The 25,336-nt window shown below is 67.4% G+C and carries 26 protein-coding genes; 8 read left to right on the forward strand and 18 right to left on the reverse strand.

Annotated elements, in window-relative coordinates:
- Nucleotides 1-58: 58 nt before the first annotated feature.
- The 7 genes from PRL19_RS04875 to mutM all read right to left on the reverse strand — a co-directional run bounded on the left by PRL19_RS04875 (nucleotide 59) and on the right by mutM (nucleotide 6,996).
- A complete protein-coding gene (locus PRL19_RS04875) occupies nucleotides 59-700 on the reverse strand; it encodes a LysE family translocator (RefSeq protein WP_045982301.1) in 642 nt (213 codons plus the stop codon).
- Nucleotides 697-1,773 (reverse strand): DNA replication/repair protein RecF, encoded by a 1,077-nt coding sequence (recF, locus tag PRL19_RS04880; protein ID WP_273744072.1) that lies wholly within the window; start codon nucleotides 1,771-1,773, stop codon nucleotides 697-699. Before recF ends, PRL19_RS04875 begins: the two co-directional genes overlap by 4 nt.
- On the reverse strand, nucleotides 1,770-2,888 hold the full coding sequence (dnaN, locus tag PRL19_RS04885; protein ID WP_046000572.1) for a DNA polymerase III subunit beta: 1,119 nt from the start codon (nucleotides 2,886-2,888) through the stop codon (nucleotides 1,770-1,772). Before dnaN ends, recF begins: the two co-directional genes overlap by 4 nt.
- 84 nt (nucleotides 2,889-2,972) lie before the next feature.
- Nucleotides 2,973-4,334, reverse strand: a complete 1,362-nt coding sequence (gene dnaA / locus PRL19_RS04890; protein ID WP_217845144.1) for a chromosomal replication initiator protein DnaA — start codon at nucleotides 4,332-4,334, stop codon at nucleotides 2,973-2,975.
- Between the two features lie 543 nt (nucleotides 4,335-4,877).
- A complete protein-coding gene (gene rpsT / locus PRL19_RS04895) occupies nucleotides 4,878-5,147 on the reverse strand; it encodes a 30S ribosomal protein S20 (protein WP_045982305.1) in 270 nt (89 codons plus the stop codon).
- Nucleotides 5,148-5,304: 157 nt separating this feature from the next.
- Nucleotides 5,305-6,081, reverse strand: a complete 777-nt coding sequence (locus tag PRL19_RS04900) for an enoyl-CoA hydratase (RefSeq protein ID WP_046000574.1) — start codon at nucleotides 6,079-6,081, stop codon at nucleotides 5,305-5,307.
- Nucleotides 6,082-6,150: 69 nt separating this feature from the next.
- On the reverse strand, nucleotides 6,151-6,996 hold the full coding sequence (mutM, locus tag PRL19_RS04905) for a bifunctional DNA-formamidopyrimidine glycosylase/DNA-(apurinic or apyrimidinic site) lyase (protein WP_273744073.1): 846 nt from the start codon (nucleotides 6,994-6,996) through the stop codon (nucleotides 6,151-6,153).
- Between the two features lie 75 nt (nucleotides 6,997-7,071).
- On the opposite strand from mutM, the gene ubiE reads away from it, so the two are divergent.
- Complete coding sequence (gene ubiE, locus PRL19_RS04910; protein ID WP_273744074.1) at nucleotides 7,072-7,818, forward strand: bifunctional demethylmenaquinone methyltransferase/2-methoxy-6-polyprenyl-1,4-benzoquinol methylase UbiE; 747 nt, start codon at nucleotides 7,072-7,074, stop codon at nucleotides 7,816-7,818.
- 4 nt (nucleotides 7,819-7,822) lie between these two features.
- Nucleotides 7,823-9,355 (forward strand): 2-polyprenylphenol 6-hydroxylase, encoded by a 1,533-nt coding sequence (gene ubiB, locus PRL19_RS04915; protein WP_273744075.1) that lies wholly within the window; start codon nucleotides 7,823-7,825, stop codon nucleotides 9,353-9,355.
- A gap of 10 nt (nucleotides 9,356-9,365) precedes the next feature.
- Here the strand turns inward: ubiB and PRL19_RS04920 are convergent, their stop codons facing one another.
- The 11 genes from PRL19_RS04920 to pqqA form a co-directional block, all read right to left on the reverse strand.
- Nucleotides 9,366-9,707 carry a hypothetical protein gene (locus PRL19_RS04920; RefSeq protein ID WP_127897576.1) on the reverse strand — a complete coding sequence of 114 codons (342 nt, stop codon included), beginning with the start codon at nucleotides 9,705-9,707 and terminating at the stop codon, nucleotides 9,366-9,368.
- The gene (locus tag PRL19_RS04925) at nucleotides 9,704-10,309 is read right to left on the reverse strand and encodes a hypothetical protein (protein WP_273744076.1); all 606 of its coding nucleotides are present in this window, start codon (nucleotides 10,307-10,309) and stop codon (nucleotides 9,704-9,706) included. Before PRL19_RS04925 ends, PRL19_RS04920 begins: the two co-directional genes overlap by 4 nt.
- Nucleotides 10,310-10,394: 85 nt before the next feature.
- Nucleotides 10,395-11,717, reverse strand: coding sequence for an ATP-binding response regulator (locus PRL19_RS04930; RefSeq protein WP_273744077.1), 1,323 nt, complete (start codon nucleotides 11,715-11,717; stop codon nucleotides 10,395-10,397).
- The gene (locus PRL19_RS04935; protein WP_273744078.1) at nucleotides 11,704-12,855 is read right to left on the reverse strand and encodes an FIST N-terminal domain-containing protein; all 1,152 of its coding nucleotides are present in this window, start codon (nucleotides 12,853-12,855) and stop codon (nucleotides 11,704-11,706) included. Before PRL19_RS04935 ends, PRL19_RS04930 begins: the two co-directional genes overlap by 14 nt.
- A complete protein-coding gene (locus PRL19_RS04940; RefSeq protein WP_046000578.1) occupies nucleotides 12,855-13,562 on the reverse strand; it encodes a response regulator transcription factor in 708 nt (235 codons plus the stop codon). The genes PRL19_RS04935 and PRL19_RS04940 overlap by 1 nt, the downstream gene beginning before the upstream one ends.
- A gap of 120 nt (nucleotides 13,563-13,682) precedes the next feature.
- Nucleotides 13,683-14,477 (reverse strand): quinoprotein dehydrogenase-associated SoxYZ-like carrier, encoded by a 795-nt coding sequence (locus PRL19_RS04945; protein WP_273744079.1) that lies wholly within the window; start codon nucleotides 14,475-14,477, stop codon nucleotides 13,683-13,685.
- 4 nt (nucleotides 14,478-14,481) lie between these two features.
- Nucleotides 14,482-15,618, reverse strand: a complete 1,137-nt coding sequence (pqqE, locus tag PRL19_RS04950; protein ID WP_273744080.1) for a pyrroloquinoline quinone biosynthesis protein PqqE — start codon at nucleotides 15,616-15,618, stop codon at nucleotides 14,482-14,484.
- On the reverse strand, nucleotides 15,615-15,908 hold the full coding sequence (gene pqqD / locus PRL19_RS04955; RefSeq protein WP_046000581.1) for a pyrroloquinoline quinone biosynthesis peptide chaperone PqqD: 294 nt from the start codon (nucleotides 15,906-15,908) through the stop codon (nucleotides 15,615-15,617). Before pqqD ends, pqqE begins: the two co-directional genes overlap by 4 nt.
- A complete protein-coding gene (pqqC, locus tag PRL19_RS04960; protein WP_045982314.1) occupies nucleotides 15,905-16,657 on the reverse strand; it encodes a pyrroloquinoline-quinone synthase PqqC in 753 nt (250 codons plus the stop codon). The genes pqqD and pqqC overlap by 4 nt, the downstream gene beginning before the upstream one ends.
- Nucleotides 16,654-17,535, reverse strand: a complete 882-nt coding sequence (gene pqqB / locus PRL19_RS04965) for a pyrroloquinoline quinone biosynthesis protein PqqB (RefSeq protein ID WP_273744081.1) — start codon at nucleotides 17,533-17,535, stop codon at nucleotides 16,654-16,656. Before pqqB ends, pqqC begins: the two co-directional genes overlap by 4 nt.
- 78 nt (nucleotides 17,536-17,613) lie before the next feature.
- Entirely contained in the window at nucleotides 17,614-17,706 is a 93-nt protein-coding gene (pqqA, locus tag PRL19_RS04970; protein ID WP_042250260.1) for a pyrroloquinoline quinone precursor peptide PqqA, read from the reverse strand.
- 147 nt (nucleotides 17,707-17,853) lie between these two features.
- Here pqqA and PRL19_RS04975 point away from each other — a divergent pair, with 147 nt between their 5' ends.
- From PRL19_RS04975 to PRL19_RS05000, 6 genes are all read left to right on the forward strand, one after another.
- A complete protein-coding gene (locus tag PRL19_RS04975) occupies nucleotides 17,854-18,912 on the forward strand; it encodes a quinoprotein relay system zinc metallohydrolase 2 (RefSeq protein ID WP_273744082.1) in 1,059 nt (352 codons plus the stop codon).
- A gap of 87 nt (nucleotides 18,913-18,999) precedes the next feature.
- Nucleotides 19,000-20,355: an ABC transporter substrate-binding protein gene (locus tag PRL19_RS04980; RefSeq protein WP_148910765.1), complete on the forward strand. Its 1,356-nt coding sequence runs from the start codon at nucleotides 19,000-19,002 to the stop codon at nucleotides 20,353-20,355.
- Nucleotides 20,356-20,416: 61 nt separating this feature from the next.
- Nucleotides 20,417-21,412: a carbohydrate ABC transporter permease gene (locus tag PRL19_RS04985; RefSeq protein WP_252927749.1), complete on the forward strand. Its 996-nt coding sequence runs from the start codon at nucleotides 20,417-20,419 to the stop codon at nucleotides 21,410-21,412.
- A complete protein-coding gene (locus tag PRL19_RS04990; protein ID WP_045982319.1) occupies nucleotides 21,412-22,545 on the forward strand; it encodes a carbohydrate ABC transporter permease in 1,134 nt (377 codons plus the stop codon). Before PRL19_RS04985 ends, PRL19_RS04990 begins: the two co-directional genes overlap by 1 nt.
- A complete protein-coding gene (locus PRL19_RS04995) occupies nucleotides 22,542-24,083 on the forward strand; it encodes an alpha-amylase family glycosyl hydrolase (protein ID WP_052715245.1) in 1,542 nt (513 codons plus the stop codon). Before PRL19_RS04990 ends, PRL19_RS04995 begins: the two co-directional genes overlap by 4 nt.
- A gap of 16 nt (nucleotides 24,084-24,099) precedes the next feature.
- Entirely contained in the window at nucleotides 24,100-25,323 is a 1,224-nt protein-coding gene (locus PRL19_RS05000; RefSeq protein WP_273744083.1) for an ABC transporter ATP-binding protein, read from the forward strand.
- Nucleotides 25,324-25,336: the final 13 nt, after the last annotated feature.

The following is a 25,336-nucleotide window of genomic DNA, read 5'->3' on the forward strand; positions in this document are numbered from 1 at the left end:
GCCTTCGCAGGGGCAAAGTCACGGCTTTGGCTGGGTTTTTCGGCCCCGTCGGCGGGTTTTATGCCCGGCCTGCCCAGATCTGGCCCGCACCCAGCACCAGCCCCACGAAAATCAGCAGCCAGCCCGATGCCAGGTTCATCCGCCGCAGCCCCGCGGGGGTCGCCAGACGGGCGCGCAGCGCGGCCAAAGTGGCGCCCATGCCCAGGTTTAGCAGGAACGGAATGGCCCCCGACATCCCCACGATCACCGCCACATCGCGCCCGGTAAGCCGCGCCACGTCGAAGAAACCGGGCAGCACGCCGACATAGAACAGCGCCGCCTTGGGGTTGCCCGCGATGGCCAGCAGGCCCGCGCTGAAGCCCGCCCACCCACCACGCCGGGTCAGGCGGCTGTCGCTGTCCACGGCCTGTCCGGCGTGGCGCAAAAGCCCGATGCCCATGCCCAGAAAGACCGCGACCGCGATCCAGCGCAGGACCGACAGCAGGGCCGCCTGATCGCCCACCAGCAGCGTCAGACCGAAGATCGCGATCAGAGGCCAGATCATGTCCCCGATCGCCACCCCAAGCGCCAGCGGCCAGACCCCCGCCCAACCGGACGACAGGCCCCGCGCCATGATCGCCACCCAGACCGGGCCGGGCGTCAGCCAGATCGCCGCCAGCGCGCCCGCATACAGCCAGATCGCCTGCACGCTCAGCGTCATGCGGCCTCGCATGCCGCAGAGGCGCCGTCGGTCTTGGTCACGGCCAGGCTGCGCGCGCGCGGGCCGAAGGCGTCGAACAGTTCCGGCCCCGTGCCGGTCAGCAGGGTCTGGGCGGGCAGGTCGGTGATGCGGTCGTAAAGGGCCGCGCGCCGGTCGGCGTCCAGATGCGCCGCGACCTCGTCCAGCAGCAGCAGGACCGGCTGGTCCGACAGCGCCCGCGCATTGGCCAGGATCAGCGACAGCAGCAATGCCTTCTGCTCTCCGGTCGAGGATTGGGCGGCGGGCATGTCCTGCGGTCCCCAGCTGGCGCCCAGATCGGCCCGATGCGCCCCGGTCAGCGTCCGCCCGGCGGCCATGTCGCGGTGGCGCGTCGCGGCCAGGCGCGACGCAATGCTGGCGGGATCGGCATCGTCGGCAAAGCCGTCCTGGGCCAGCAGGGTCAGGCGTGCGGCCGGAAAATCCGTGCCGCCGTCCTGCGCGGCCATGATGGCGGACAGGGCCGCCTGGCGGTTGCGGGTCAGGCCCGCGCCGGCCTCGGCCATCTGCGTCTCCAGTGCGCGGTACCAGCCGGGATCGCCGATCTGATCGCGCAGCAGGCGGTTGCGTTCACGCATGGCCTTGTCATAGGCCAGCGCCAGGTCCGCGTGGTCGGGCATCAGCGACAGGGTCACGCGGTCCAGGAACCGCCGCCGCCCTTCGGGTGCGTCCGACCACAACCGGTCCATCGCGGGCACCAGCCAGATGACCCGCACCAGCCGGGCCAGCGCGGTCTGGGTCACGGGCTTGTCGTCCAGGATGACATGGCGGGGCTGGCCGGGGGGCGCCGCGGTCTCGACCGCGTGATCGCCAAGCGTGGCGCGGAGGCGCCAGCCCGCATCGGGGCCCATCCGCGCCTGATCGGGGGCGGCCACCGCGCGCAGTCCGCGGCCCGGCGCCAGCATGGACAGCGCTTCCAGGATGTTTGTCTTGCCGGACCCGTTCGGCCCGTGGATCGCCAGGGGGCGGGCGTCCAGCGACAGGTCCAGCCGCGGCCAGGACCGGAACTGGGACAGCCGCAGCGCCGTCAGTGTCACACGCGCATCGGCATGACGACATAGACCGCGCTGAGATCGCTGCCCTCGCGGATCAGGGCGGCGTCGCCCGAGCCGTTGAACAGGAACACCGCATTGTCGCGATCGACCTGGCCCGCGATCTCCTGCAGGTACTTGGCGTTGAAGCCGATCTCCAGCGGCTCGTCGGCATAGGCCACGATCAACTCCTCCTCGGCGGCGCCGGCATCGGGGGCGTTGACCGACAGGACCAGCCGGTCCGCGTCCAGCGACAGCTTGACCGCGCGCGAACGTTCGCTGCTGACGGTCGCCACGCGGTCGACCGCGCGGGCAAAGTCGGCGGCGTCCACCTCCAGCTTGCGGGCGTTGCCCTGCGGGATCACGCGGCTGTAATCGGGGAAGGTCCCGTCGATGACCTTGGAGGTCAGCGTGATCGTGGGCGTGGCAAAGCGGACCTTGGTCTCGCTGACCGACACGGCGATCTCGGCCTCGTCGTCGTCCAGAAGCTTGCGCAGCTCTCCGACGGTCTTGCGGGGCACGATCACGCCGGGCATCGCATCCGCGTTCGCGGGCAGGGGCGCGTCGATCCGGGCCAGGCGGTGCCCGTCGGTCGCCACGCAGCGCAGGACGGGGCCGTCCTCGGACTGGGCCACGTGCATGTAGACGCCATTCAGATAGTACCGCGTCTCCTCGGTCGAGATCGCGAATTTCGACTTGTCGAACAGCCGGCGCAGCACCGATGCGGGCGCCTTGAAGTTCGCGCTGTATTCGCTGGTGGCCATGACCGGGAAATCGGCCCGCGGCAGGGTCGCCAGGCTGAAGGACGACCGCCCGGCCTGGACCGACAGCCGCCCCGAGGCGTCGTCGCTGGCCAGCTGGACCAGGGCGCCGTCGGGCAGCTTGCGCGCGATCTCGTTCAGCATCACGGCGCTGACGGTGGTGGCGCCGGGGCGTTCGACCTGGGCCACGGCCCGGTCCACGACCTCGGTGTCCAGGTCGGTGGCCCGGAAGCTGACGCCTTCGGGGGTGGCCTCGATCAGCACGTTGGCCAGGATCGGGATGGTGTTGCGGCGTTCCACGACCGACTGGGCCTGCGACACGGCCTTGACCAGAACGGCGCGCTCGATCGAGAATTTCATCAGTTTCCCCTGTCCCATGGCTCTGCGGCCCCTGCCGGACCTGATGTGTAGCCGCCCGCGCGGGCAGTCACAAGATTTTCGTGATCAGGCTTCCAGCATCCGCTTCAGCACGGCGATGTCCTCGACCATGGCGCTGTCCTCGACCAAGAGCTCCTCGATCTTGCGCACGCCGTGCATGATCGTGGTGTGGTCGCGTCCGCCGAAGCGGCGGCCGATCTCGGGGAGGGAGCGGCTGGTCAGCTGCTTGGACAGGTACATCGCGATCTGGCGGGGCCGGGCGACGTTGCGGGCGCGTTTCGGACCCATCATGTCGGCCAGGCGGATGTTGTAATGCTCGGCCACCTTGCGCTGGATGTCGTCGATGTTGATCTTGCGGTCGTTGGTCCGCAGGATGTCGGCCAGGCATTCCTGCGCCACCTCCAGCGTGATCTCGCGGCGCAACAGGCTTGCATGCGCGAACAGGCGCTGCAGCGCACCTTCCAGGACACGGACGTTGGTGGTGATGCGATGCGCCAGGAACTCCAGCACCCCCGCGCCGATCTCCAGGTCGGGCTGCTGGGCGCGAAAGGCCTGCGTCTTGGACTGCAGGATGCCCAGGCGCAGCTCATACGTCGTCGGGTGCAGGTCCACGATCAGGCCGCAGGACAGGCGCGACTTGATGCGTTCCTCAAGGCCCTTGATCTCGGCGGGCGCGCGGTCGGCCGAGATCACGATCTGCTTGCCCTGGTCGACCAGCGCGTTGAACGTGTGGAAGAATTCCTCTTGGGTGCTGTCCTTGCCGGCGATGAACTGCACGTCGTCGACCATCAGCATGTTCACGTTCCGGAACATGCTCTTGAAGTCCATGATCGAGCTTTCGCGCAGCGCCTGCACGAAGCGGTACATGAACTGTTCGGCCGACAGGTACAGGACCTGCGCCGACGGGTGGCGCGCCTGATAGTCATGCGCGATGGCGTGCATCAGGTGCGTCTTGCCCAGGCCCACGCCGCCATAGAGGAACAGCGGGTTGAAACCCACGGGCCCCCCCTCGGCCACGCGGCGGGCGGCGGCATGGGCCAGCTCGTTCGGCTTGCCGACGATGAAGTTCCCGAAGGTGAAGCGGCTGTCCAGCGGCGCGCCCAGATCGGTGCGGGCGGCGCGGGTGGTCGGCGCCTCGGCCGGCTGGCCCGCGGGGGCCGTGGCCTGGGCCGAGGGGCGCGCCGCGGCGCTGCCCACGTCAAAGCGCAGACGCTCGACCGGGGCGCCGTGGCGGGTCAACACCGCCATGATGTCCTTGGCAAAGTGACGCCCGACCCAGTCAGAGATGAAGCGCGTCGGGCTGACGAATCGCGCGGCCCCGTCGTCGATCGCCATCAGGCGCAGCGGCTTGATCCAGTGGTTGTAGTTGTTCGGCCCCACGCTCTGTTCCAGCTCGGCGCATGCCTGACCCCAGATCTTGTCCATCATCGTCCCGTTTCCCGTCTGTCCCCAATCCCCGCCGGTTGATCCGACGGGACAGAATTCACGTCATCCGGGTGGCACGCAAAAACGCTGCCCCCGCGACCGCGAACGCGGTCGATCAAGGGGCATCAGCCCGTTTTCGGTCCTGGACACAGGTCCCCGGACACCCGGTGGCAGCCGGATGTCGTGAACCCGAAGGCGGAAGAGGTGTTCTTCGCGGCCCGGCCGTCGTCCCGGACGGATCCGAAGATCTGTCCACAGGGCCCGGCCCGTCCCCAAGCGACGTGAATCGCAAGGAGGAAACTAGCCCCAGCTTGTGGATAGCTGCAACCGAACTCTGCGCTTGACAGCAACTTGGTCCAAGCGAATCTGCGATGCCTTTGACTCGATTAACAATTTTCTGAATTGCTTGAATTCGTTCGATTTTTCAAAATGTCGCAGGTGCAGAAACGCAAATCGGGCGCAGGGCTTTCGCCTGCACCCGATGCTGTATTCCGGTTCCCTGAAGGGCGTGGAACGCGTGTCTCAGGGCCCCGTGGGGCCTGTGGATCAGTTGGCCGACAGCGCCTTCACGCGGGCCGCCAGACGCGAGATCTTGCGCGACGCGGTGTTCTTGTGCACGACGCCCTTGGTCACGCCGCGCATCAGTTCGGGCTGCGCGGTCTTCAGCGCCAGCGCGGCCGCATCGGCATTGCCCGAGGCGATGGCCTCTTCGACCTTGCGGATATAGGTGCGGATGCGCGAACGGCGGGCCTTGTTGACGTCAGTGCGACGTTCGATCTGGCGGGCGCGTTTCTTGGACTGGGGCGTGTTGGCCATGGGTGTCTTCCTATCGGGTCAGTTGCATGTCTAAATTTCGAACGTGCAAAAGCCCCATGGCGCCGTCCCTGTTCGGGACGGACATGATTCTTGCCAAAGCGGGCCCACACGCATGTAAGTCGGGGCGTATAGGCCAGCCTTGCCGAAAAGAAAACCCTTATCTGTCGCGGAACTGCGCCTCGCGCTTTTCCAGGAAGGCGGCCATGCCCTCCTTCTGGTCCTCGGTCGCGAACAGCGCATGGAAGGACCGGCGCTCGAACAGCAGACCCTCGCGCAGCGTCGTCTCATAGGCGCGGTTCACGGCCTCCTTGACGGTCTTGGTCGCGATCTGGGACTTCTCGGCGATCTTGCGCGCGGCGGCCATCGCCTCGGGAATCAGCTTGGGGGTGGGCACGACGCGGCTGACCAGACCGGACCGCTCGGCCTCTGCGGCGTCCATGAAGCGGCCGGTCAGGTTCATGTCCATCGCCTTGGACTTGCCCACGAACCGCGTCAGGCGCTGCGTGCCGCCGATGCCCGCGACGACGCCCAGGTTGATCTCGGGCTGGCCGAACTTGGCGTTCTCGGCGCAGATGATGAAGTCGCAGACCATCGCCAGTTCGCATCCGCCGCCCAAGGCGTATCCGCTGACGGCGGCGATGATCGGCTTGCGGACCCGGGTGATCGCCTCGATCTGGGCGCCGAACAGGTCGGATTCGTAGACCTCGACGAAGGTCTTGGTCGACATCTCCTTGATGTCGGCGCCGGCGGCAAAGGCCTTTTCGCTGCCGGTCAGGACGATGCAGCGGACCTTGTCGTTGCGGTCGGCATCCGACAGCGCGGCCGACAGCTCGTCCAGAAGCGTGGCGTTCAGCGCGTTCAGCGCCTCGGGGCGGTTCAGCCGGATCAGGGCGACCTCGTCCTCGATCTCCACGATGATGGTTTCATAAGCCATAGGCTTGGACCTCGTTGGCAGATTGCGTGGCCCCCGTCCTAGCAGAGGCCCGCGCAGTCGTCCAATCGTTCACCTCTGGCAGGCGGGACAGTAGAAGGACGACCGCCCCGATTGCACGATCCGCGCGATGGTGCCGCCGCATCCGTCCCGCAGGCAGGGCTGGCCCGCCCGGTCATAGACACGGAAGCTGTGCTGGAAATAGCCTAGCTCTCCGCTGGCCTGCCGGTGATCGCGCAGGCTGGACCCGCCCGCGGCGATCGCGTCGGTCAGCACGTCGCGGACATGGCCCACCAGCACCGCGATGCGTGCGGCCCCGATCCGTCCCGCCGCCCGGCGCGGATCGATGCCTGCGCGCCACAGCGATTCGCTGACATAGATGTTGCCCAGCCCCGCGACGATGCGCTGATCCAGCAGCGCTTGTTTCACCGGCACCCGCCGACCGGCAAAGGCCGCCTGCAGATAGGCGGGCGTGAAGACCGGGTCGAAGGGTTCCGGGCCCAGATGGTCCAGCAGGGGATGGGACGCGCCCTCGCGGATCAGGTCGACCATGCCGAACCGTCGGGCGTCGTTGAAGGTGACGGTCGTGCCCGCATCCGTGGTCAGCACGACATGGTCGTGGCGTGCATGGATGCCTGGATCGCGGTGGAACCCCGCCAGGCCCGCACCTTCGACCAGCATGCGGCCGGACATGCCTAGGTGCCACAGGACCGTGCCGCGCCCTTCCAGGTCGGCCAGCAGGTATTTCGACCGCCGCCGCAGCGCGGTGACGGTGGCGCCCGTCAGCACCTGCATCAGGTCCACCGGCAGGGGCCAGCGCAGGTCGGGGCGGTTGATCTGGACGCGGGCGATGCGCGCGCCTTCCAGATGGGGCAGCAGGCCGCGGCGAACGGTCTCGACTTCCGGCAGTTCTGGCAATCGGGTTCCTTTCGTCGCATTGTGCGCGCGGCACGCCGGACCTATCTGGCAATGGAACAGGCAAACGGCAAGCGCATGACGGACAGCAAGACGACCCATTTCGGCTTTCGGACCGTGGACGAGGATCAGAAGGCCGGTATGGTCCATCAGGTCTTCTCCTCGGTCGCGTCGAAATACGACGTGATGAACGACCTGATGAGCGTGGGCATCCACCGCGTCTGGAAGACCGCAATGATGGACTGGCTGGCGCCGCGTGACGGACAGCACCTGCTGGACGTGGCGGGCGGCACGGGCGACGTGGCATTCCGGTTCCTGGACCGGGCGCCGGGCGCGCGGGTCACCGTCTGCGACATGACCGAATCCATGCTGGTCGAGGGGCGCAAGCGTGCCGATGCCGTCGACAAGGCGGACCGGCTGGCCTGGGTCACGGGCGACGCGATGGCGCTTCCGTTTGCCGACAACAGCTTCGACCGCTACACGATCAGCTTCGGCATCCGCAACGTGACGCGCATTCCCGATGCACTGGCCGAGGCGTACCGCGTGCTGAGGCCAGGCGGCCGCCTGATGGTGCTGGAGTTCAGCCAGATCCCGGTGCCGGCGATGCAATGGGCCTATGACCGCTACAGCTTCAACGTGATCCCGGCGATGGGGCAGGCAGTAACGGGTGATCGCGACAGCTATCAATACCTGGTCGAATCGATCCGCAAGTTTCCCGACCAGGACAGTTTTGCCGCCCTGATCCGTGACGCGGGATTTGACCGGGTGCAGTGGCGCAATCTGTCGATGGGCATCGCCGCCCTGCATTCCGGCTGGAAATTGTAGGCATATGCGCGGTCCCCACAACATCTTGCGTCTGATCAGGACAGGTGCGACCTTCGAACGGACGGGTGCGATGGCCGCCGTCCTGGACGCGGTCGATGCGCCGATCCGCCTGCGCCTGGCCGCGCGGGTCATGGGCTGGCCCTTCCGCTGGCTGGGCTACAAGGGCGATCCGACCCTGCCGCCCATCACCCGGGCGATCACCGCGCTGGGGCCGGCCTACATCAAGTTCGGGCAGATCCTGTCGACGCGCGCCGATGTCGTGGGCCCGGAAATGGCCGGGCAGCTGCGCATGCTGCAGGACCGCCTGCCGCCCTTTCCCACCGACCTGGCCAAGAAGGCCATCGAGGCCGAACTGCGCGCCCCGGTCGACCAGCTGTTCAGCGAATTTTCCGAACCCGTCGCCGCCGCCTCGATCGCGCAGGTCCACCGCGCCCGCGTCCGCGAGACGGGGCGCGAGGTCGCGGTCAAGGTCGTGCGCCCCGGCATCGGGGCCGCGTTCAAGCGCGACATCGACGCGTTCCATTTCGGCGCCCGCCTGATCCAGCTTCTGTCCCCCGGCACCCGCCGCCTGCGGCCGCGCGACGTGGTGAGCCATTTCGAACAGACGGTCACCGGCGAGCAGGACCTGCGCCTGGAGGCCGCGGCCGCGTCGGAATTCGCAGAAAACACCGCGCGGGACGCGGGCTTTCAGATCCCCATGCCGCATTGGGCGCTGTCGTCGCGTCGCGTGCTGACCGCCGACTGGGCCGAGGGGCTGCCGATGGGCGACCGCGACGCGCTGATCGCCGCCGGTCACGACACGACCGAACTGGCGCGCCGGGTGATCCAGCTGTTCCTGTCGCATGCGCTGCGCGACGGGTTCTTCCATGCCGACATGCATCACGGCAACCTCAAGGTGGCGGCGAACGGCGACATCATCGCCTATGACTTTGGCATCATGGGAGAGATCGACGAATACACCCGCCGGGTCTATGCCCAGATCCTGTACGGGTTCATACAGCGCGATTACCGCCTGGTCGCGCGCGTGCATTTCGAGGCCGGATACGTCCCCCGCGACCGCGACGAGGCCGCCTTTGCCCGCGCCCTGCGTGCCGTGGGCGAGCCGATCTTCGGTGCCGATGCCAGCCGCATCAGCATGGGCAACCTGCTGTCCTATCTGTTCGAGGTGACGGAACGCTTCGGCATGCCCACGCGGACCGAGCTGATCCTGCTGCAACGCACCATGGTCGTGGTCGAGGGCGTGGCCCGGTCGCTGGACCCGCAGCTGAACATCTGGGACGCGGCCAAGCCTGTGGTGTCCGATTACATCAAGGCCAGCGTCGGCCCCAAGGCCGCGATCAGCGACCTGACCCATATCGCGCAGACCGTGGGCCGGTACGGCCCGCTGCTGCCACGGATGATCGAGCAGGCCCTGTGGGAACGCGCCCACCCCGAGGAGGCGCGCCTGACCCTGATCCAGCCGCGCAGTTCCGGGACGCTGCTGCTGGTCGCGATCCTGGCGCTGGCGGCGGGGGCGGGGATCGGCCTGTCGCTGTAGGGCGCGCCGGTCAGAAACAGATGATCTCGGCCTCGGCCTCGGCGCGGCGCAGGGTGGCCACGGTCTCGGTCAGGGCGGCCATGCCGCGGAACATGCCGGACCGCTCTCCGGTGGTCTGGCGCATCCGCAGGATGGTTTCCGCGCCGACGTAATCGGCATAGGGCAGCACCTCGGCGATGCGGTCGATCGCGCAGGAACAGCGGTCCAGCATGTCGCGTGTCTGCCCGTTGGTCGCCATGCAGGCAAAGGCGTATTCGACCCGCGCATTGGTCGGATAATCGTTCACCGCCTGCGCCGATGCCGGGGCCGCCGTCAGGGCCAGCGCCAGCGCACAGGCGCCTGCGCGGATCATTGCAGAACCAGTTCGTTGCGATAACCCGCCGCGGCATCGGTTTCGGCGCGCAGCTCGCGGATGGGTTCGTCCGGCGCGGTCATCACGAAGGTCAGCGTCAGAGTCTGGAAGCCGTGCATGCGTTCTGCATTCTTGTCCGCGATGAAGGGCTGAAAGCTGGCCGTGATGCCGCCGTCGGTGGTCGTGACCTCTCCGCCCCGGAACAGCGCCTCCTTCATGCGGTTGCGGATATAGAAAGGGCTGCCTCCGGTCAGCGCGGCCATGTCGCGGGTCGTCTGTTCCAGAAAGAAGGTCAGGACCGGATCACCCGAAGAGATCGGGAACGGCCCGATCGTGCGGTCGATCGGCCCGGCCTTCTGGGTCAGTTCCAGGATCGGCTGCTGATCGCTGGGGTCGATGTCCTGGGACAGGGTGATGCGGCCGTCCTCGGTCGGACGGAACCCTTCGGCCATAGGGCCCGTGACGGTCATCTGCCATTCCAGCGTCCTGTCGCCCAGATCCCAGGGCCCCCGCTCGGCAAAGACCGCGTCGCCGGCCTCGGCCGCGATCAGGGGCAGGGGGGCAAGCCCCAGCATCAGGGCAAGTGCAAAGGCGCGGGTCATGGTCGTCCTCCCAAACGTTGGGGCATGATGGGCGCGGGACGGGCGGCGGCGCAAGCCCCGGCGGCGGCCGCATCCCCCCTTGGTCTTAGGCCAGAAGACGCCCCAGAATCTCGGCCAGGTCTGGCGGGCTGACGGGCTTTTCCAGCAGGTGGATGCCCATGGCGGCGCAGCGCCGCGAAATCGCCGGATCGCGATGCGCCGTCACCATCACCGCGGGCACCGGCCGGTCGGATGCGGCGCGCAGCGCCTCGATCGCGGCAAACCCGGTGTCGCCGTTCTCCAGGTGGTAATCGGCCAGGATCACGTCGGGGGGTTCGTCCCCCATCGTGGCCAGCGCCTCGGCCGTGTCGCCGGCGATGCGGGGCACCATGCCAAGCCGGTCGCGCAGGATCATCTGATAGGCACGGCGCATCTCGGGGTCGTTCTCGACCACCAGGGCCACGCGGCCGCGCAGCGCGGGCAGCGGCGCGACGGCAAGGCGCGGTGTGTCCGACAGCGCCTGCACCAGGGGCAGGCCGACGCGGAACACCGTGCCGCGCATCGCCTCGGACGACAGGCTGATCGGATGGCCCAGCTTGGCGCAGGCCCGGCGCACGATGGACAGGCCCAGCCCCATGCCAGGCGTCGCGCTGTCATGAGTCAGGCGCTGGAATTCGTCAAAGATGCGGTTGCGGTCCACGGCGGGAATGCCCATCCCGGTGTCATAGACCGACAGCCAGCACATCGCTCCCTTGCGCCGCGCACCCACCGCGACGCCGCCGCGATGGGTGTACTTGATCGCGTTCGACACCAGGTTCTGCGCGATGCGGCGCAGGAAGATCGGGTCGCTGTCCACGACCGTGGTCGTGGGCATGAACCGCAGCCGCAACCCCTTGGCCTGAGCCACGGGCGCGAATTCGGCGGCCAGCCTGCGGAACAGGTCATCCAGCGGCACGGGCTGCCGGTTGAACTCGATCCGCTGGCTGTCCAGCCGCGAGATGTCCAGCACTGCATGCATCAGCTGTTCGACCGATTCGAAGGCACTGCCAAGCCGGTCGGTCAGTTCGGTCTGGTGCGGGTCCATCGGCGTGTCGGTCAGCGCCGACAGGAACAGGCGCGCCGCCGACAGGGGCTGCAGCAGGTCGTGGCTGGCCGCGCGCAGGAAACGGGTCTTGGACCGGTTCGCCTCCTCGGCCAGGGCGCGGGCCACGGCCAGTTCGCGGTTTCTTTGCGACAGGTCGGCCATCGCGCGTTCCAGGTCACGCGTGCGGGCCAGCACCTCCTGCTCCAGCGCGACGGCGGCCTGGAACATCGACCATGCGGACCCGCGTGATTCTTCCAGCCGGTCGATCCGGTCGATCAGGACGGCGTTGATGCGGGTCAGCTTGGCGATCTGCCGGTCGGGCGGATCGTCGTCACGCAACATCATCGGACCTCATGAAGGCCAGGCCCACGAATGTCTGGTTCACATGCATGCCGCTGTGCTGTTCGCCATAGGTGTTGAACCCCGCAACGCGGTGACGGCGGTACAGGTCCGACATGCGGTCGGTCAGCCCCGCGCGTTCCAGTGCCAGCCGGCGCAGGATGCAGTCGAAGGCCAGCACCATCAGCGGCGGCGTGGGCAGCGCCTCCAGCAGGTCGGAAAACCCCTGGATCAGATCCTCGGACCGGCCGAGGGTCAGGACCGTGCCGGTGTCGATGGACGACATCAGCGACAGGCCGTCGTCGTCTGTGATGGCGCTGATGGCACGCACGTGATGGCGCCCGCCCATGCGCAGCAGCAGGGGGTGGCGGGCAAATTCGCTGGGCGTCAGGTCGGCGCGGCGCAACCCGGTCAGGCGGGCATATTCCTGGGCCGCGGGTTCGGCGTTCAGCTCCAGGATGCGGCGTTTTTCGGGAATGGCGGCGGTGACCACCGCGCGCGTGGGGGTGGGGCTGAAATGGGCGAACGTGACCTCGCGGATGGTCAGGTCGGTCTCGACCAGCAGGAAGACCGCGACGCCCGACTGCACGGCGCCCTGGGCCAGCAGCGAGGTGCGGCGGAAATCCAGACCGTCGCCCGCCGACCCCCCCAGCACCGGGACCGAGGGCAGGGCCGCGTCCAGCGTGGCGACCAGCGCGTCCTCCTGTCCGGCCAGGCCATCGGTCAGCAGAAGGCCGAACAGGTGCCGCGCCGGATCGGGGCCGAAATCGCGCGCCATCTGGCGCAGCTGCGCCATCCATTCCGACACCGGCAGCGCGGCAAGGTCCGGAAGCAGCAGGGACGCGGCGCGGAAATGGCGCGCGGGAAACCCGATCGCCACCACGCTGTCGCTGGCATAGCCCTGCGGCCCGATCTCCCCGGCGGACGAGCATCCGGCGATCACGCAATCGGGCGGCAGGTGGGGGGCCAGCCCGCACTGCAGCGCGGCCAGGTCGTCCGCCTGCGCGCCGAACAGCAGGACCAAGGCGGGATTGGTGCCGCGCAGGCCGTCCAGCAGGGTCGGAACCATGTCGGTCCCGTCGCGGTCGGCCTGCACAGCGACCGGCCCGGATGCGCCCTCCATCGCAGCCGGGTCGGTGTTCATCAGCCGGCCTCGAACAGCCGGATCGAGTTGGCCAGCAGCACGGCCTGCGTGCGGCGGCGGGCGTTGATCTTGGACATGATCGCCGTGATGTGGGTCTTGACCGTGGCCTCGGCGATCGACAGCTCGTAGCTGATCTCCTTGTTGGCCTTGCCCTTGCAGATCAGCCGCAGGATCTTCATCTGCTGAGGCGTCAGCGACGAAAAGCGCCGCGCCAGTTCGGCCTTCGCGTCGTCGTCCGCGCTGTCCTGATCGGGTTGGTATCCCTCGGGGGTGACGTGCTCGCCCTCCCACATGCGGCGCAGGCTGTCGACCAGCGCCTCGCGCGACAGCGACTTGCTGATATAGCCCTGTGCCCCGGCCGCCATCGCGGTCGAGATCATCGCCCCCTCCAGATCGGCCGAGATCATGGTGATCGGCACGCCCGGAAGCTGGCGGCGCAGGGTCACGATGCCCTCGGCGCCGCGCGCGTCGGGCAGGTTCAAGTCAAGGATTACGGCATCGGGCGCACCCTGCACGCGGATCTGTTCCACCGCTGCGCCAAGGCTGCGCGCGGTGCGGACATTCTTCAGGCCAAAGCTGATCTTCAGCGTCAGTGCCAGCGCATCGCACATCAGCGGGTGGTCGTCGACGATCAGGATCTCGCGGACCTGGTCGGCGGTGGGTCGCGCTGACGGCACGGGACGCGCCTGCATGGCGGCTGCTGTCATGGCATTCCTCCCTGGGTTCTGCCGGCTGCAACCCCTCCTCAAGGGTGCCGCCGTGACCGCAGTCTAGGGCAGGGTGCACATAAAGCAAGCGCCATGCTGCGACGAAAGTCGGATGACGATCTAGCTTTTGTTGACCGTTCGTTCGCCCGGCGGAAAGCTTTCGGTCCAGACATTGCCGTCCGTATCCTCGACCCGGACGTTGATCGGCTGGCCATCCGGTTGATAGCGAAAGCGGAACACCGGATCCTCGCTGACCGAGATCCCCGCCGCCATCGAGAACAGCAGTGCGTCACCTTGGCGCACGTCCAGGCGGTCGATGAAATGGGCCGGGATGTTCAGCAGCGTCACTTGGTCGCGCTGAAGGCCTGAAAAGTTCGGATGCCGGATCATCAGCGTGCCGATCTCCTCTCCGTCCTGAACCTCGCTGCGCCAGCGCATCTGGCCCATGGTCGCCTTGGTCGCGGCCATGTCCTTGCCCGCCGGCGCCGAACAGCCGCCCGCGGCCTTGACGAAGCGCCCGGCCATGACCTGCGTGCCGTCGGCCTGGGTCGCGATGGCGCGGACGTCAGAATAGCTGTCGACCCTGACGCGCACCTCGAAATCCAGGGGCATCAGCGCGGGACCAAAGGCGTATTCGGCGGCGACGGGGGCAGGGTTCTCGTCGATGACCAGGGTCAGGGCGTCGATGGCGGGGGCGTCGGCCGCCTGCGTCAGCCGGATGGGCACAATGGCCGCGTCATGGGCGCGGGCCGGTGCGTCCAGGTCCAGCACCGTCGCGTCCTGCGGCGGATCGCTGTCCAAATCCATCACCGCCCCGCGCAGCTCCTCCCAGGTGGGCGATGGTTGCAGCGCGTTGTCCTGCGCCATCGCGGGCACGGCCAGCAACGCCGCCGTTAGGGTCAGCCACAGTCTCATTGCCTCATCCTCCCTTGGACATCCTCCGATAGACGAATTCGGTGGTCGTGGCGGCGGCGTCCTCCTCGGCACGTGCCACGACCCCTGCATGCAGCGGAGATTTCGAACAGACCGGGTCCGTCGCCCGCGCGTCACCGGCCAGCGCCATCGCCTGGCAGCGGCAGCCCCCGAAATCGACGGTCTTGCGATCGCAGCCGCGGCAGGGTTCCGGCATCCATGCCGTGCCGCGGAACGCGTTGAAGCTGTCGGACAGGTGCCAGATGTCGGACAGCGACCGCTCCTGCACGTTCTCGAAACGCATCCAGTCGATGGTCTGGGCGGCATGACAGGGCAGCACGGTCCCATCAGGTCCGACGTTCAGCCCGGTCGAGCCCCAGCCCCCCATGCAGGCCTTGGGATAGACCGCATGGTGATCGGCGGGGACGTAATCGATGACCATCCGTCCGCGCAGCCGGACGCGGGCGGCGTTGACCACCTGTCGCGCGAATTCGGCCTGTTCGCGCGTGGGCATCAGCGCGCCGCGGTTGCGGTCGGCCCATCCGTGGAACTGGACGGTCGCCACCTCGATCCGCCGGGCGCCAAGGCGTTCGGCCAGATCGATCATGTCGGGCAGGCGGTCCATGTTCTGGCGGTGGACGACGGCGTTGATGGTCAGCGGAAAGCCGATCTCGGTGACCCAGTCGCTGAAGGCCATCTTCTTGTCCCAGGATCCCGGATGGCCGCTGATCCGGTCGGCCATGTCCGGGCGGATGCCCTGCAGCGACAGCTGGACATGATCGACGCCCGCGCGGTCCAGTTCGATCAGCCGGTCACGGGTGATGCCGATGCCAGAGGTGATCAGGTTCACGTACAGCCCCGCGTCGCGCGCATGGCCCACGATCTGCGCCAGATCGCGCCGCGCACCGGGTTCACCGCCCGAGATGTGCACCTGCAGCACGCCCAGATCGGCAGCCTGCCGGAACACCCGGCCCCAGTCGTCGGCGCCGATCTCGCGCGACGCGCGGACCAGATCGACGGGGTTCGAGCAATAGGGGCAGGCCAGTGGGCAGCGGTGTGTGACCTCGGCCAGCATCGCCATGGGCAGGCCGGGGGTGACGGGGTTGCCGTCCAGGTCGCGGGGCTGGTGCTGCTGGTCCTTCATGCGCTGTCCCTGACAAAGACCATGCGCCGTTCGATCAGCCCGGTCAGGAAATCGCGCACGTCGCCGCCGATCTGGTCCACCGGCGCGTCGTAGCGCGCGGCCAAGTCGCGCACGATCCGGTCCAGGCTGCGAGCGCCGTCCAGTTCGGACAGGATCGCCTCTCCGATCTGGTCCAGCTGCATCGCGCGTTCCGGGGCCTGCAGCACGCGGATGCCGCGCACGCGGTCGCCCTGCAGCCGCACGCCGCGCGGCAGATAGGGGATGTCGTCGGGTCCGATCAATGCGGTCATGCGCGCATCCCCTCTCCGGGCCGCCAGGCCCCGGGGGGCGTGCGCCCCTCGACATAGCCGTGCCACAGCGCGTCCAGTTGGGCCCACAGCACGTCGGTCTTGAAGGTCAGCGCGGCGGCGGCAGCGTCCTGCTTCTCCAGCGTGTCGGCATGGGTCAGGACATAGTCCAGGCCGAACTTGACGTCCTCGGGCGCCTCGGTCAGGCGTTTCTTGAAATAGGACAGGCTGCTGTCATCGGCGAAATCGTAATGCTGCAACAGACCCTCGATCCGCTGGGCATGGATACGGGGCGCGAACAGTTCGGTCAGGCTGGCCGCCACCGCGTCCAGCAGCGGCATGTCGCGCACGAAGCGGACATAGGCATCGACCGCGAACCGTGTCGCCGGCATGATGCCCACGCCCGATGCGACATAGTCCGGGTCCAGCCCCACCGCCTGCGCCAAAGCCAGCCAGCGGCGGATGCCGCCGCCCTCGGTCTGGCCGCCGTCGTGATCCTCGATCCGCTTGCGCCAGGCGCGGCGCAGGTCGGGATCCTCGACCCGGCTCATGAAGGCCGCGTCCTTCATGGGGATGCGCGACTGGTACATCCAGCGGTTGATGACCCAGGCCCGCACCTCGTCCGGGGTGCACTGCCCGCCATGCAGGCGGGCGTGGAACGGGTGGCGGTCGTGATAGCGCGCGGCGCCGATGGCGCGCAGGCGGGCCTCGAAATCCTCACGGGACTGGGCGGTGGCTTGGACGTCCTTCACAGCGTGATCTCCATTCCGTCGCGGGCGACCTGCCAGCCCTGTGCCGCGGCCTGGGCCGCCTGCGGGCTGTCCGGGTCGGTCAGCGGGTTCGAATTGTTCATGTGCACGAAGATGCGCCGACCAAGCGGCGTGTCGGCCAAGGCGGGGATCGTGTCGGTCACCGCCATGTGCCCCATGCGGCGGCCGGTCTTGCGGCCCAAGCCCATGCGGATCATCTCTTCGTCGTCCCAAAGGGTGCCGTCGAAGAACAGCGCATCCGCCCCCGCGACGCGGTCGCGCAGCCAGTCGGGCATGTCCGCGCATCCGGGGATGTAGAACGCGCGCCGGTCCGCGCTGCGCAGCTCGACGCCCACGGTGGTCTCTCCGATCAGTCCGGTCTCGACCGTGGCGCCCTCCTGATACAGTGGCACCTTGCCCGGCACGGCGAACAGCGTCGCGGTCAGGCCGGGGGTCAGCGGGATCGTCTGGTCCAGCGCGACGGTCCGGCGTGGGACAAAGTCGGGGTTCACCGCAGCCATCATCGGGTTCGCCGCCAGCGCATCATGGATCGCCTGCGTCGCGAACAGATCGAAGGGCTGGCTTTCGCGCAGCGTCAGCAGCCCGGCCACGTGATCGATGTCGCCATTCGTGACCAGGACCGACCGCAGTGGCATGGTCCGCGGACCGGACGGGTGCAGCGCCGGCGTCGCTGCCAGTTGCGCCCGGATATCGGGCGATGCGTTCAGGATGGCCCAGTCGCGCCCATCGGCACTGACCGCGACCGAGCTTTGGGTCATCGACGGGATACGTCCCGCGCGTGCCGCGTCGCAATTGCCGCAGCCGCAGTTCCATTGCGGCAGGCCACCGCCCGCCGCCGCCCCAAGGATGATGATCCGCATCGGGTGTCGTGCCTTACGATAAGAAAGCCCCGCCCGAACGAATTCGGACGGGGCCGCATTCCTGCCTGCGGTACAGGCTCAGAACAGGACGGGCTCGTCCTCGGCGGGTGCGTACATGTTGATTTCCATGCCGCAAGCGATCTCGGTCAGGATAGGTTTGGTCCAGGCCATGTTGTGCTCCTCCTACATGCCGGTGGCGCCGCTACAGAAGGCGACTGGATTCAAATCTAGTATAGAGACAGGATGAATCAACACGACAAAGGTCGCAAGGTCGTGACCATTTCGTGAAGACGGGCCGCAAAAGGGGACGGAAGGACGATGTTTCACCTGGTTCTGGGCGTCTGTCTGGCGATGGCCGCCGATCAATGCGGCCAGGTTCTGCTGCCCCAGGGCGATTCGGCGACGGCCCAGGGGTGTCGGACGCAGGCCGCGCAGGTCGCGGATGCGTGGCTGGCCGCGCGGCCCGATCTGACCGGCAGTGCGCCGGAATGCCGCGCCAATGCCGATCTTCCGACGCTGGATCTGCAGCAGGTCGCGCCGGGCGTTCATGTCCATTTCGGCGATTCTCACCAGATGGAGGAGACCCCGGACGGGCGCATCGCCAACCTGGGGGTGATCATCGGCCGCGATGCGGTCGCGGTGATCGATGCGGGCGTGTCGCGGGCGCAGGCGCAGGACCTCTATGTGGCGATCCGGAGGATCACCGACCTTCCGGTGCGGCACCTGATCCTGACGCACATGCATCCCGACCACGTGCTGGGCGCGCAGGTGCTGTCCGAGGCCGGGGCCCGCATCACCGCGCATCACGCCCTGCCGCAGGCGCTTCAGGCGCGGGCGGCGGGGTATCTTGACGCGCTGGTTGGTCTTTACCCGGCCCCGGACTGGATCGGCACGCAGGTGGTCATGCCCGACGACCTGGTCGATGACCGCCGCCAGATCGACCTGGGCGATCGGTCCCTGCTGCTGCGGGCATGGCCCGCGGCCCATACCGACAGCGACCTGACCGTGCTGGACCGCAGGACTAACACGCTGTTCACCGGCGATCTGCTGTTCCGTGACCTGACGCCGGTCGTGGACGGATCGCTGCTGGGATGGTTGGAATGGCTGGACAGCGACCCGGCGCGCGGCGCAGGCTTGATCGTGCCGGGACATGGGCCGGCCAGCGAATCATGGGCCGAAGCATCGGCGCCCCAGGCCGCATTATTGAAAGCGCTTGCGACCGCGACGCGCCGGGCCATTCAGGACGGGTTGCCGCTGTCGCAGGCCGTGCCCGCCATCGCCAATGCATTGCAGCCGATGCAGAATTCATGGAATTCCTATCCAGAGACGGTGGCGCGGAACGCAACCGCGGCCTACAAGGAACTGGAATGGGAATGAGAAGCGTTTGACAGGTTCGCCAGAACTGGCAAATGTTCGCGTTAACAGCCGGGCGAAACAGGTCCGGGGACTTTCAGGGAGGAAGACTTGAAAACCGCATTGTACACGACCGCCGCGATCATCGCGCTGACCGCGGGCAGCGCGCAGGCGCAGCTGGTGATCGAACCGGGCAGCGACGACCGCATCAACTGGGCCAGCCTGGACGAGTTCAAGGCCGCGCATTCCGACCTTGAGGGGCAGAGCTTCAACATCCTGGGCCCCTGGCTGGGCGGCGACCAGGAGCTGTTCCAGTCGGTCATCGCCTATTTCAACGAGGCGACCGGCGCGCAGGCGAACTATTCCGGTTCTGACAGCTTCGAGCAGCAGATTGTCATCGACAGCGAGGCAGGATCGCCCCCCGATGTCGCGGTCTTTCCGCAGCCGGGCCTGGCCTCGGACCTGGCCGAAAAGGGCTTCCTGCGCCCTCTGGGCGAGGAGACGGCGCAATGGCTGACCGACAACTATGCCGCGGGCGAAAGCTGGGCGGCGCTTGGCACCTATGCGGGCCCCGACGGGACCGAGGCGCTGTACGCTTTCCCCTACAAGGCCGATGTCAAGTCGCTGGTGTGGTACGTCCCCGAGAACTTCGAGGATGCCGGCTATGAGATCCCCGAGACCTACGAGGACCTGAAGGCCCTGACCGAGCAGATCGCCGAGGAGGGAGAGACCCCCTGGTGCATCGGCCTGGGATCGGGCGGCGCCACCGGCTGGCCCGCGACCGACTGGGTCGAGGACCTGATGCTGCGCACTTCCACGCCCGAGGATTACGACGCCTGGACGACCAATGCGATGCCGTTCAACGACCCCAAGGTCGTGGCCGCGATCGACGAGTTCGGCTGGTTCGCCAAGAACCCCGATTTCGTCGCGGGCGGCGTCGGATCGGTCAGCGCGACCGATTTCCGCGAAAGCCCCGCCGGCCTGTTCGACAGCCCGCCCGCCTGCTACCTGCACCGTCAGGCCAGCTTCATCACGACCTTCTTCCCTGAGGGCACGGTCGTGGGCGAGGATGCCGACTTCTTCTACATGCCCGCGCCCGCATCGGGTGACCTGGGACAGCCCGTCCTGGGCGGCGGCACCATGTTCGCGGTCCTGTCGGACAACCCCGCCGCGATGGCCTTCGTCGAGTTCCTGAAGACCCCCGTCGCGCACGAGATCTGGATGGCGCAGCAGGGCTTCGTCACGCCCTATACCGGCGCCAATGTCGAGGCCTATGACGATCCGACCGTCCGCCGCATGGGGCAGATCCTGCTGGACGCGACGGTCTTCCGGTTTGACGGGTCGGACCTGATGCCCGGCGCGATTGGCGCGGGGGCGTTCTGGACCGGGATGATCGATTTCGTCGGCGGCGCCTCGGCACAGGACGTCGCGGACAAGATCCAGGCCAGCTGGGCTTCGCTGAACTGACGACGACCGGCGCGGCGGCCGCGACGCCGCCGCGCCCCATGATCCAGGGGGGAGACCGGGAATGGAATTGCTGTGGTTGGCGGTCAGCACGATCGCGATCGGGGTCTTTGGCTGCGTGGCCTGGTTCTGGGGGTCGAACTGGCTGCTGGACCGCATCTATCCGCCGCGCGGGGCGCAGGCGGGCGACAACATCCGGCGGGCGAGCCAGATCCGCCCCTGGCTGTTCCTGGGGCCCGCGATCCTGTTCCTGACGACCTATCTGGTCTATCCGGTGCTGGACAGCTTCTGGCGGTCGCTGTTCAATTCGAACGGATCGCAGTTCGTCGGCCTGGACAACTATGTCTGGCTGGTGAACGACGGCAAGTTCCGGGAATCCATGCTGAACAACATGGCCTGGCTGCTGGTCGTGCCTGCCCTGTCCACGCTGTTCGGCCTGCTGGCCGCGCAGCTGACCGACCGGCTGAAATGGGGCAACATCGGCAAGTCGCTGATCTTCATGCCCATGGCCATCAGCTTTGTCGGCGCGGGCGTGATCTGGAAATTCATCTATGAATACCGCGCCTCGGGCGAGACGCAGATCGGCCTTCTGAACTGGATCGTGACCCAGCTGGGTGGAGAGCCGCAGATCTGGCTGACCCTGCCGGTGTGGAACAACCTTCTGCTGATGATCGTGCTGGTCTGGATCCAGACAGGCTTCGCGATGGTCATCCTGTCGGCCGCCCTGCGCGGCATCCCCGAGGAGACGATCGAGGCCGCCATCCTGGACGGCGCATCCCCCCTGCAGGTCTTCTTCAAGATCAAGGTGCCGCAGATCATGGGCACCATCGCGGTGGTCTGGACCACCATCACCATCGTCGTGCTGAAGGTCTTCGACATCGTCTTCGTCATGACCAACGGGCAATGGGGCACGCAGGTGCTGGCGAACCTGATGTATGACTGGATGTTCCGCGGCACGCCCGATTACGGGCGCGGATCGGCCATCGCCATCGTCCTGATGATCCTGGTCACCCCGATCATGGTCTGGAACATCTACAACGCACGCAAGGAGGTCCGCTGATGGAGGGGATGGCTGGACAGAAGTCGTCGCTGGCCTGGGCGGTCAACATCGCGGCCTTCCTGCTGGTGCTGCTGTGGACGATCCCGACGCTGGGCCTGTTCGTGTCGTCGTTCCGCGACCGCGACCAGATCTCGACCTCGGGGTGGTGGCAGTCGTTCTCGGGCTCGGTGCAGACCGGTTTCGTGCGTTCGGGCACGGCCGAGGACCAGGTGCAGGAGGGCGATCTCTATGTGATCCAGGGCAGCGCCCTGGAGGGCACGCAGGAGTTGACCGCCTGGGGCACCAGCGCGCGTCAGCCCGATGCCAACGCCCCCGGCGACACCGTCGAGCTGGAGCCGGGGATCGATCTGACCGTGGCCGAGGACGGCAGCTATCGCATGACCTCGGCCCAGCCCTTCGAGATGCGGCGGGGTGAACGGATCTTCACCACCACCCTGTCGCCGCCGGCCTTCACGACCGACAACTATTCCCGGGTTCTGACCGCAGGCGGGTTGGGGCGCGCCTTCATGAACACCATGACGGTGACGATCCCCGCCACCGTCATCCCGATCCTGATCGCGGCCTTTGCGGCCTATGCGCTGGCTTGGATGCAGTTTCCGGGCCGGGCCCTGCTGACGGCCTGCGTGGTGGGGCTTCTGGTCGTGCCGCTGCAGGTGGCGCTGATCCCATTGCTGCGGCTGCACAACGAACTGGGCATCGGCAAGGGATACCTGGGCATCTGGCTGGCCCATACCGGGTTCGGCCTGCCGCTGGCGGTCTATCTGCTGCGAAACTACATGGTCGGCCTGCCACGAGAGGTCATCGAGAGCGCCCGCGTGGACGGCGCGACCGAATTCCAGATCTTCCGCCGGATCATCCTGCCGCTGTCCTTCCCCGCCCTGGCCAGTTTCGCGATCTTCCAGTTCCTGTGGGTCTGGAACGACCTGCTGGTGGCCACGGTCTTCCTGGGCAACACGCGCGAACAGCTGGTCATGACGGGCCTGCTGCGAGAGCTGATGGGATCGCGCGGAGGTGAATGGGAGATCCTTGCAACTTCGGCCTTTATCTCGATAGCGGTGCCGCTGCTGGTGTTCTTTGCCATGCAGAAATATCTGGTCCGCGGATTGCTGGCCGGCTCCGTGAAAGGTGGATGAACTTGACTGAACAGACGACGGATTGGTGGAAGGGCGGGATCATCTATCAGATCTACCCGCGCAGCTTTCAGGACACGACCGGCAGCGGCACGGGCGATCTGGCGGGCATCGCCCAGCGCCTGCCCTATGTGGCGTCCCTGGGGGTCGATGCGGTCTGGATCTCTCCGTTCTTCACCTCTCCGATGAAGGATTTCGGCTACGACGTCAGCGATTACTGCGGCATCGACCCGATCTTCGGCACGATGGAGGATTTCGACTGGCTGGTCCAAAGCGCGCATGAGCTGGGCCTGAAGGTCATGATCGACCTGGTGATGTCGCATACCTCGGACCAGCATCCCTGGTTCAAGGAAAGCCGCGCCAGCCGCGACAACCCGAAATCGGACTGGTATGTCTGGTCGGACCCGCGCCCGGACGGCACGCCGCCCAACAACTGGCTGTCGATCTTTGGCGGCAGCGCGTGGCAATGGGATGCGCGGCGCGAACAGTATTTCCTGCACAATTTCCTGTCGTCGCAGCCGGACCTGAACTTTCACAACCCCGCCGTCCAGGATGCCCTGATCGAGATGGCGCGGTTCTGGCTGGACAAGGGCGTCGACGGCTTCCGGCTGGACACGATCAACTTCTATTTCCACGACGCCCAGCTGCGCGACAACCCGCCCCTGGCGCCGGAACTGCGCAAGTCGGACACGGCCCCCGCCGTGAACCCCTACAACCACCAGAGCCACCGCTTCAGCAAATCGCAGCCCGAGAACCTGGCCTTCCTTGAACGGTTCCACCAGGCGCTGGTGCCTTACGGCGCCGCTGTCGTGGGCGAGATCGGCGACAGCGAGCGCGGGCTGGAACTGCTGGAGGAATATACCGGCGTGCCGGGCCGGGTGCAGATGTCCTATGTCTTCGACTTCCTGTCGGGTGACGACCTGCCCGCCGCGCGCGTGGTCGAGGTGTTCGACAAGCTGCACGACATCGCGCCCAACGCCTGGCCCTGCTGGGCCATGTCGAACCATGACGTGGTGCGCCACGTCACGCGCTGGAACCTGCCGGACCAGGCGGCCAAGGCCTATGCGACGGTGCTGTTGTGCCTGCGCGGGTCGGTCTGCCTGTACCAGGGAGAGGAACTGGGCCTGCCCGAGGCCGAGCTGCGCTTCGAGGATCTGCGCGATCCCTATGGCATAGAGTTCTGGCCCGAGTTCAAGGGCCGCGACGGTTGCCGGACGCCGATGGTCTGGGACATGGGTGTGAACGGCGGTTTCTCGACCAGTCAGCCCTGGCTGCCGGTGCCGCACACGCATCTGCAGCGCACCGTCGTCAGCCAGGAGGCCGACGCCCAGTCCATGCTGCACCATTATCGCTGGGCGGTCGGCCTGCGCCGCAAGCACAGCGCATTGCGCTGCGGAAACATGACAGACATCAAGGCCGAGGGGCCGGTGCTGTCCTTCCGCCGCCGTGACGACAAGCAGACCCTGCTGATCCGCGCCAACCTGTCCGACGACGATGCGGGCGGGCTGATGCCGTGGCAGGTCCAGATCATCGAAGGGTAGGGGAGGAAGACCGCAAATGGCCGATCTGAAACTGACGGACGTCGCCAAGTCCTATGGCGACGTGCAGGTGCTGAGGGACATCGACCTGGACATCCGTTCAGGAGAGTTCATCGTCTTTGTCGGGCCGTCCGGCTGCGGGAAATCCACGCTCTTGCGCATGATCGCGGGCCTGGAGCAGATCACCGGGGGAGAGCTGAAGATCGGCGGGCAGGTGATGAACGACATCCCGCCCAGCCAGCGCGGCATCGCGATGGTGTTCCAGTCCTATGCGCTTTACCCGCACATGACGGTCCGCGACAACATGGCCTTCGCGCTGAAGATCGCGGGCCAGTCCAAGGAGCAGATCCAGGCCGCCACCGACCGCGCCGGCAAGATGCTGCAGCTGACGCCCTATCTGGACCGCCTGCCCAAGGCCCTGTCGGGGGGCCAGCGTCAGCGCGTGGCCATCGGGCGGGCCATCGTGCGCGACCCCAAGGTCTATCTGTTCGACGAACCACTGTCGAACCTAGACGCCGCCCTGCGCGTCGCCACCCGGATCGAGATCGCACAGCTGAAGGCCTCGATGCCCGACCGCACGATGATCTATGTCACCCACGACCAGACCGAGGCGATGACCTTGGCCGACCGCATCGTGGTGCTGGCCGGCGGCGGCATCGCCCAGGTCGGCGCGCCGCTGGAGCTGTACGAGCGTCCGATGACCGAATTCGTGGCCCAGTTCATCGGCAGCCCGGCGATGAACCTGCTGCCCGGGCGGGTCAAGACCGTGGGCGCGATGACCACCGTCGCGCTGGACGTGGGCCTGGAGGCGCAGGTCGCCATCCCGACCCGTGCCGGCGACGAGGGCATGGTCGTCAACCTGGGCGTCCGCCCCGAGGACATGCGCGAGACTGACGGCACCCCGGTCTTCGAGGGAACCGTCGATCTGACCGAGGCCTTGGGGGAGGTCACGCTGCTGTACTTCGGCACCGGGGCCGAGACCGCGCCGATCACCGCCAAGCTGCCGGGCATCCACCCGGACCTGAAGGGCAAGCGGGTCCGGCTGACCGCCGATCCCCATGCGCTGCACCTGTTCCACAAAGGACAGTCGCTGCTGTACCGGGACGGCGCCGACCGTCTGCCGCCCTATCAGCCGCGCATGGCCGCGCCCTCAGGCAGCATGGGCGGTACGCCCGCGCATTCGGATCGCGGTGCGGACCGGGCAATGGACGGGATGGTCATCCCTGAAGGCCCGGTACGCTGAGCCCCGGGGGGCG

It is taken from the genome of Paracoccus marcusii, assembly GCF_028621715.1.
GTDB lineage: Bacteria > Pseudomonadota > Alphaproteobacteria > Rhodobacterales > Rhodobacteraceae > Paracoccus > Paracoccus marcusii.

Coding starts and splice junctions, on each gene's coding strand:
- PRL19_RS04925 (WP_273744076.1), bottom strand. CDS start 10,309: ATGACCCGCGCCTTTGCACTTGCCCTGATGCTGGGGCTTGCCCCCCTG.
- PRL19_RS04935 (WP_273744078.1), bottom strand. CDS start 12,855: ATGAACACCGACCCGGCTGCGATGGAGGGCGCATCCGGGCCGGTCGCT.
- PRL19_RS04990 (WP_045982319.1), top strand. CDS start 21,412: ATGGAGGGGATGGCTGGACAGAAGTCGTCGCTGGCCTGGGCGGTCAAC.
- ubiB (WP_273744075.1), top strand. CDS start 7,823: ATGCGCGGTCCCCACAACATCTTGCGTCTGATCAGGACAGGTGCGACC.
- PRL19_RS04930 (WP_273744077.1), bottom strand. CDS start 11,717: ATGATGTTGCGTGACGACGATCCGCCCGACCGGCAGATCGCCAAGCTG.
- PRL19_RS04940 (WP_046000578.1), bottom strand. CDS start 13,562: ATGACAGCAGCCGCCATGCAGGCGCGTCCCGTGCCGTCAGCGCGACCC.
- rpsT (WP_045982305.1), bottom strand. CDS start 5,147: ATGGCCAACACGCCCCAGTCCAAGAAACGCGCCCGCCAGATCGAACGT.
- pqqD (WP_046000581.1), bottom strand. CDS start 15,908: ATGACCGCATTGATCGGACCCGACGACATCCCCTATCTGCCGCGCGGC.
- pqqA (WP_042250260.1), bottom strand. CDS start 17,706: ATGGCCTGGACCAAACCTATCCTGACCGAGATCGCTTGCGGCATGGAA.
- PRL19_RS04875 (WP_045982301.1), bottom strand. CDS start 700: ATGACGCTGAGCGTGCAGGCGATCTGGCTGTATGCGGGCGCGCTGGCG.
- PRL19_RS04985 (WP_252927749.1), top strand. CDS start 20,417: ATGGAATTGCTGTGGTTGGCGGTCAGCACGATCGCGATCGGGGTCTTT.
- pqqE (WP_273744080.1), bottom strand. CDS start 15,618: ATGAAGGACCAGCAGCACCAGCCCCGCGACCTGGACGGCAACCCCGTC.
- PRL19_RS04920 (WP_127897576.1), bottom strand. CDS start 9,707: ATGATCCGCGCAGGCGCCTGTGCGCTGGCGCTGGCCCTGACGGCGGCC.
- dnaN (WP_046000572.1), bottom strand. CDS start 2,888: ATGAAATTCTCGATCGAGCGCGCCGTTCTGGTCAAGGCCGTGTCGCAG.
- PRL19_RS04995 (WP_052715245.1), top strand. CDS start 22,542: ATGAACTTGACTGAACAGACGACGGATTGGTGGAAGGGCGGGATCATC.
- PRL19_RS04975 (WP_273744082.1), top strand. CDS start 17,854: ATGTTTCACCTGGTTCTGGGCGTCTGTCTGGCGATGGCCGCCGATCAA.
- dnaA (WP_217845144.1), bottom strand. CDS start 4,334: ATGATGGACAAGATCTGGGGTCAGGCATGCGCCGAGCTGGAACAGAGC.
- PRL19_RS04900 (WP_046000574.1), bottom strand. CDS start 6,081: ATGGCTTATGAAACCATCATCGTGGAGATCGAGGACGAGGTCGCCCTG.
- PRL19_RS04945 (WP_273744079.1), bottom strand. CDS start 14,477: ATGAGACTGTGGCTGACCCTAACGGCGGCGTTGCTGGCCGTGCCCGCG.
- ubiE (WP_273744074.1), top strand. CDS start 7,072: ATGACGGACAGCAAGACGACCCATTTCGGCTTTCGGACCGTGGACGAG.
- PRL19_RS05000 (WP_273744083.1), top strand. CDS start 24,100: ATGGCCGATCTGAAACTGACGGACGTCGCCAAGTCCTATGGCGACGTG.
- pqqB (WP_273744081.1), bottom strand. CDS start 17,535: ATGCGGATCATCATCCTTGGGGCGGCGGCGGGCGGTGGCCTGCCGCAA.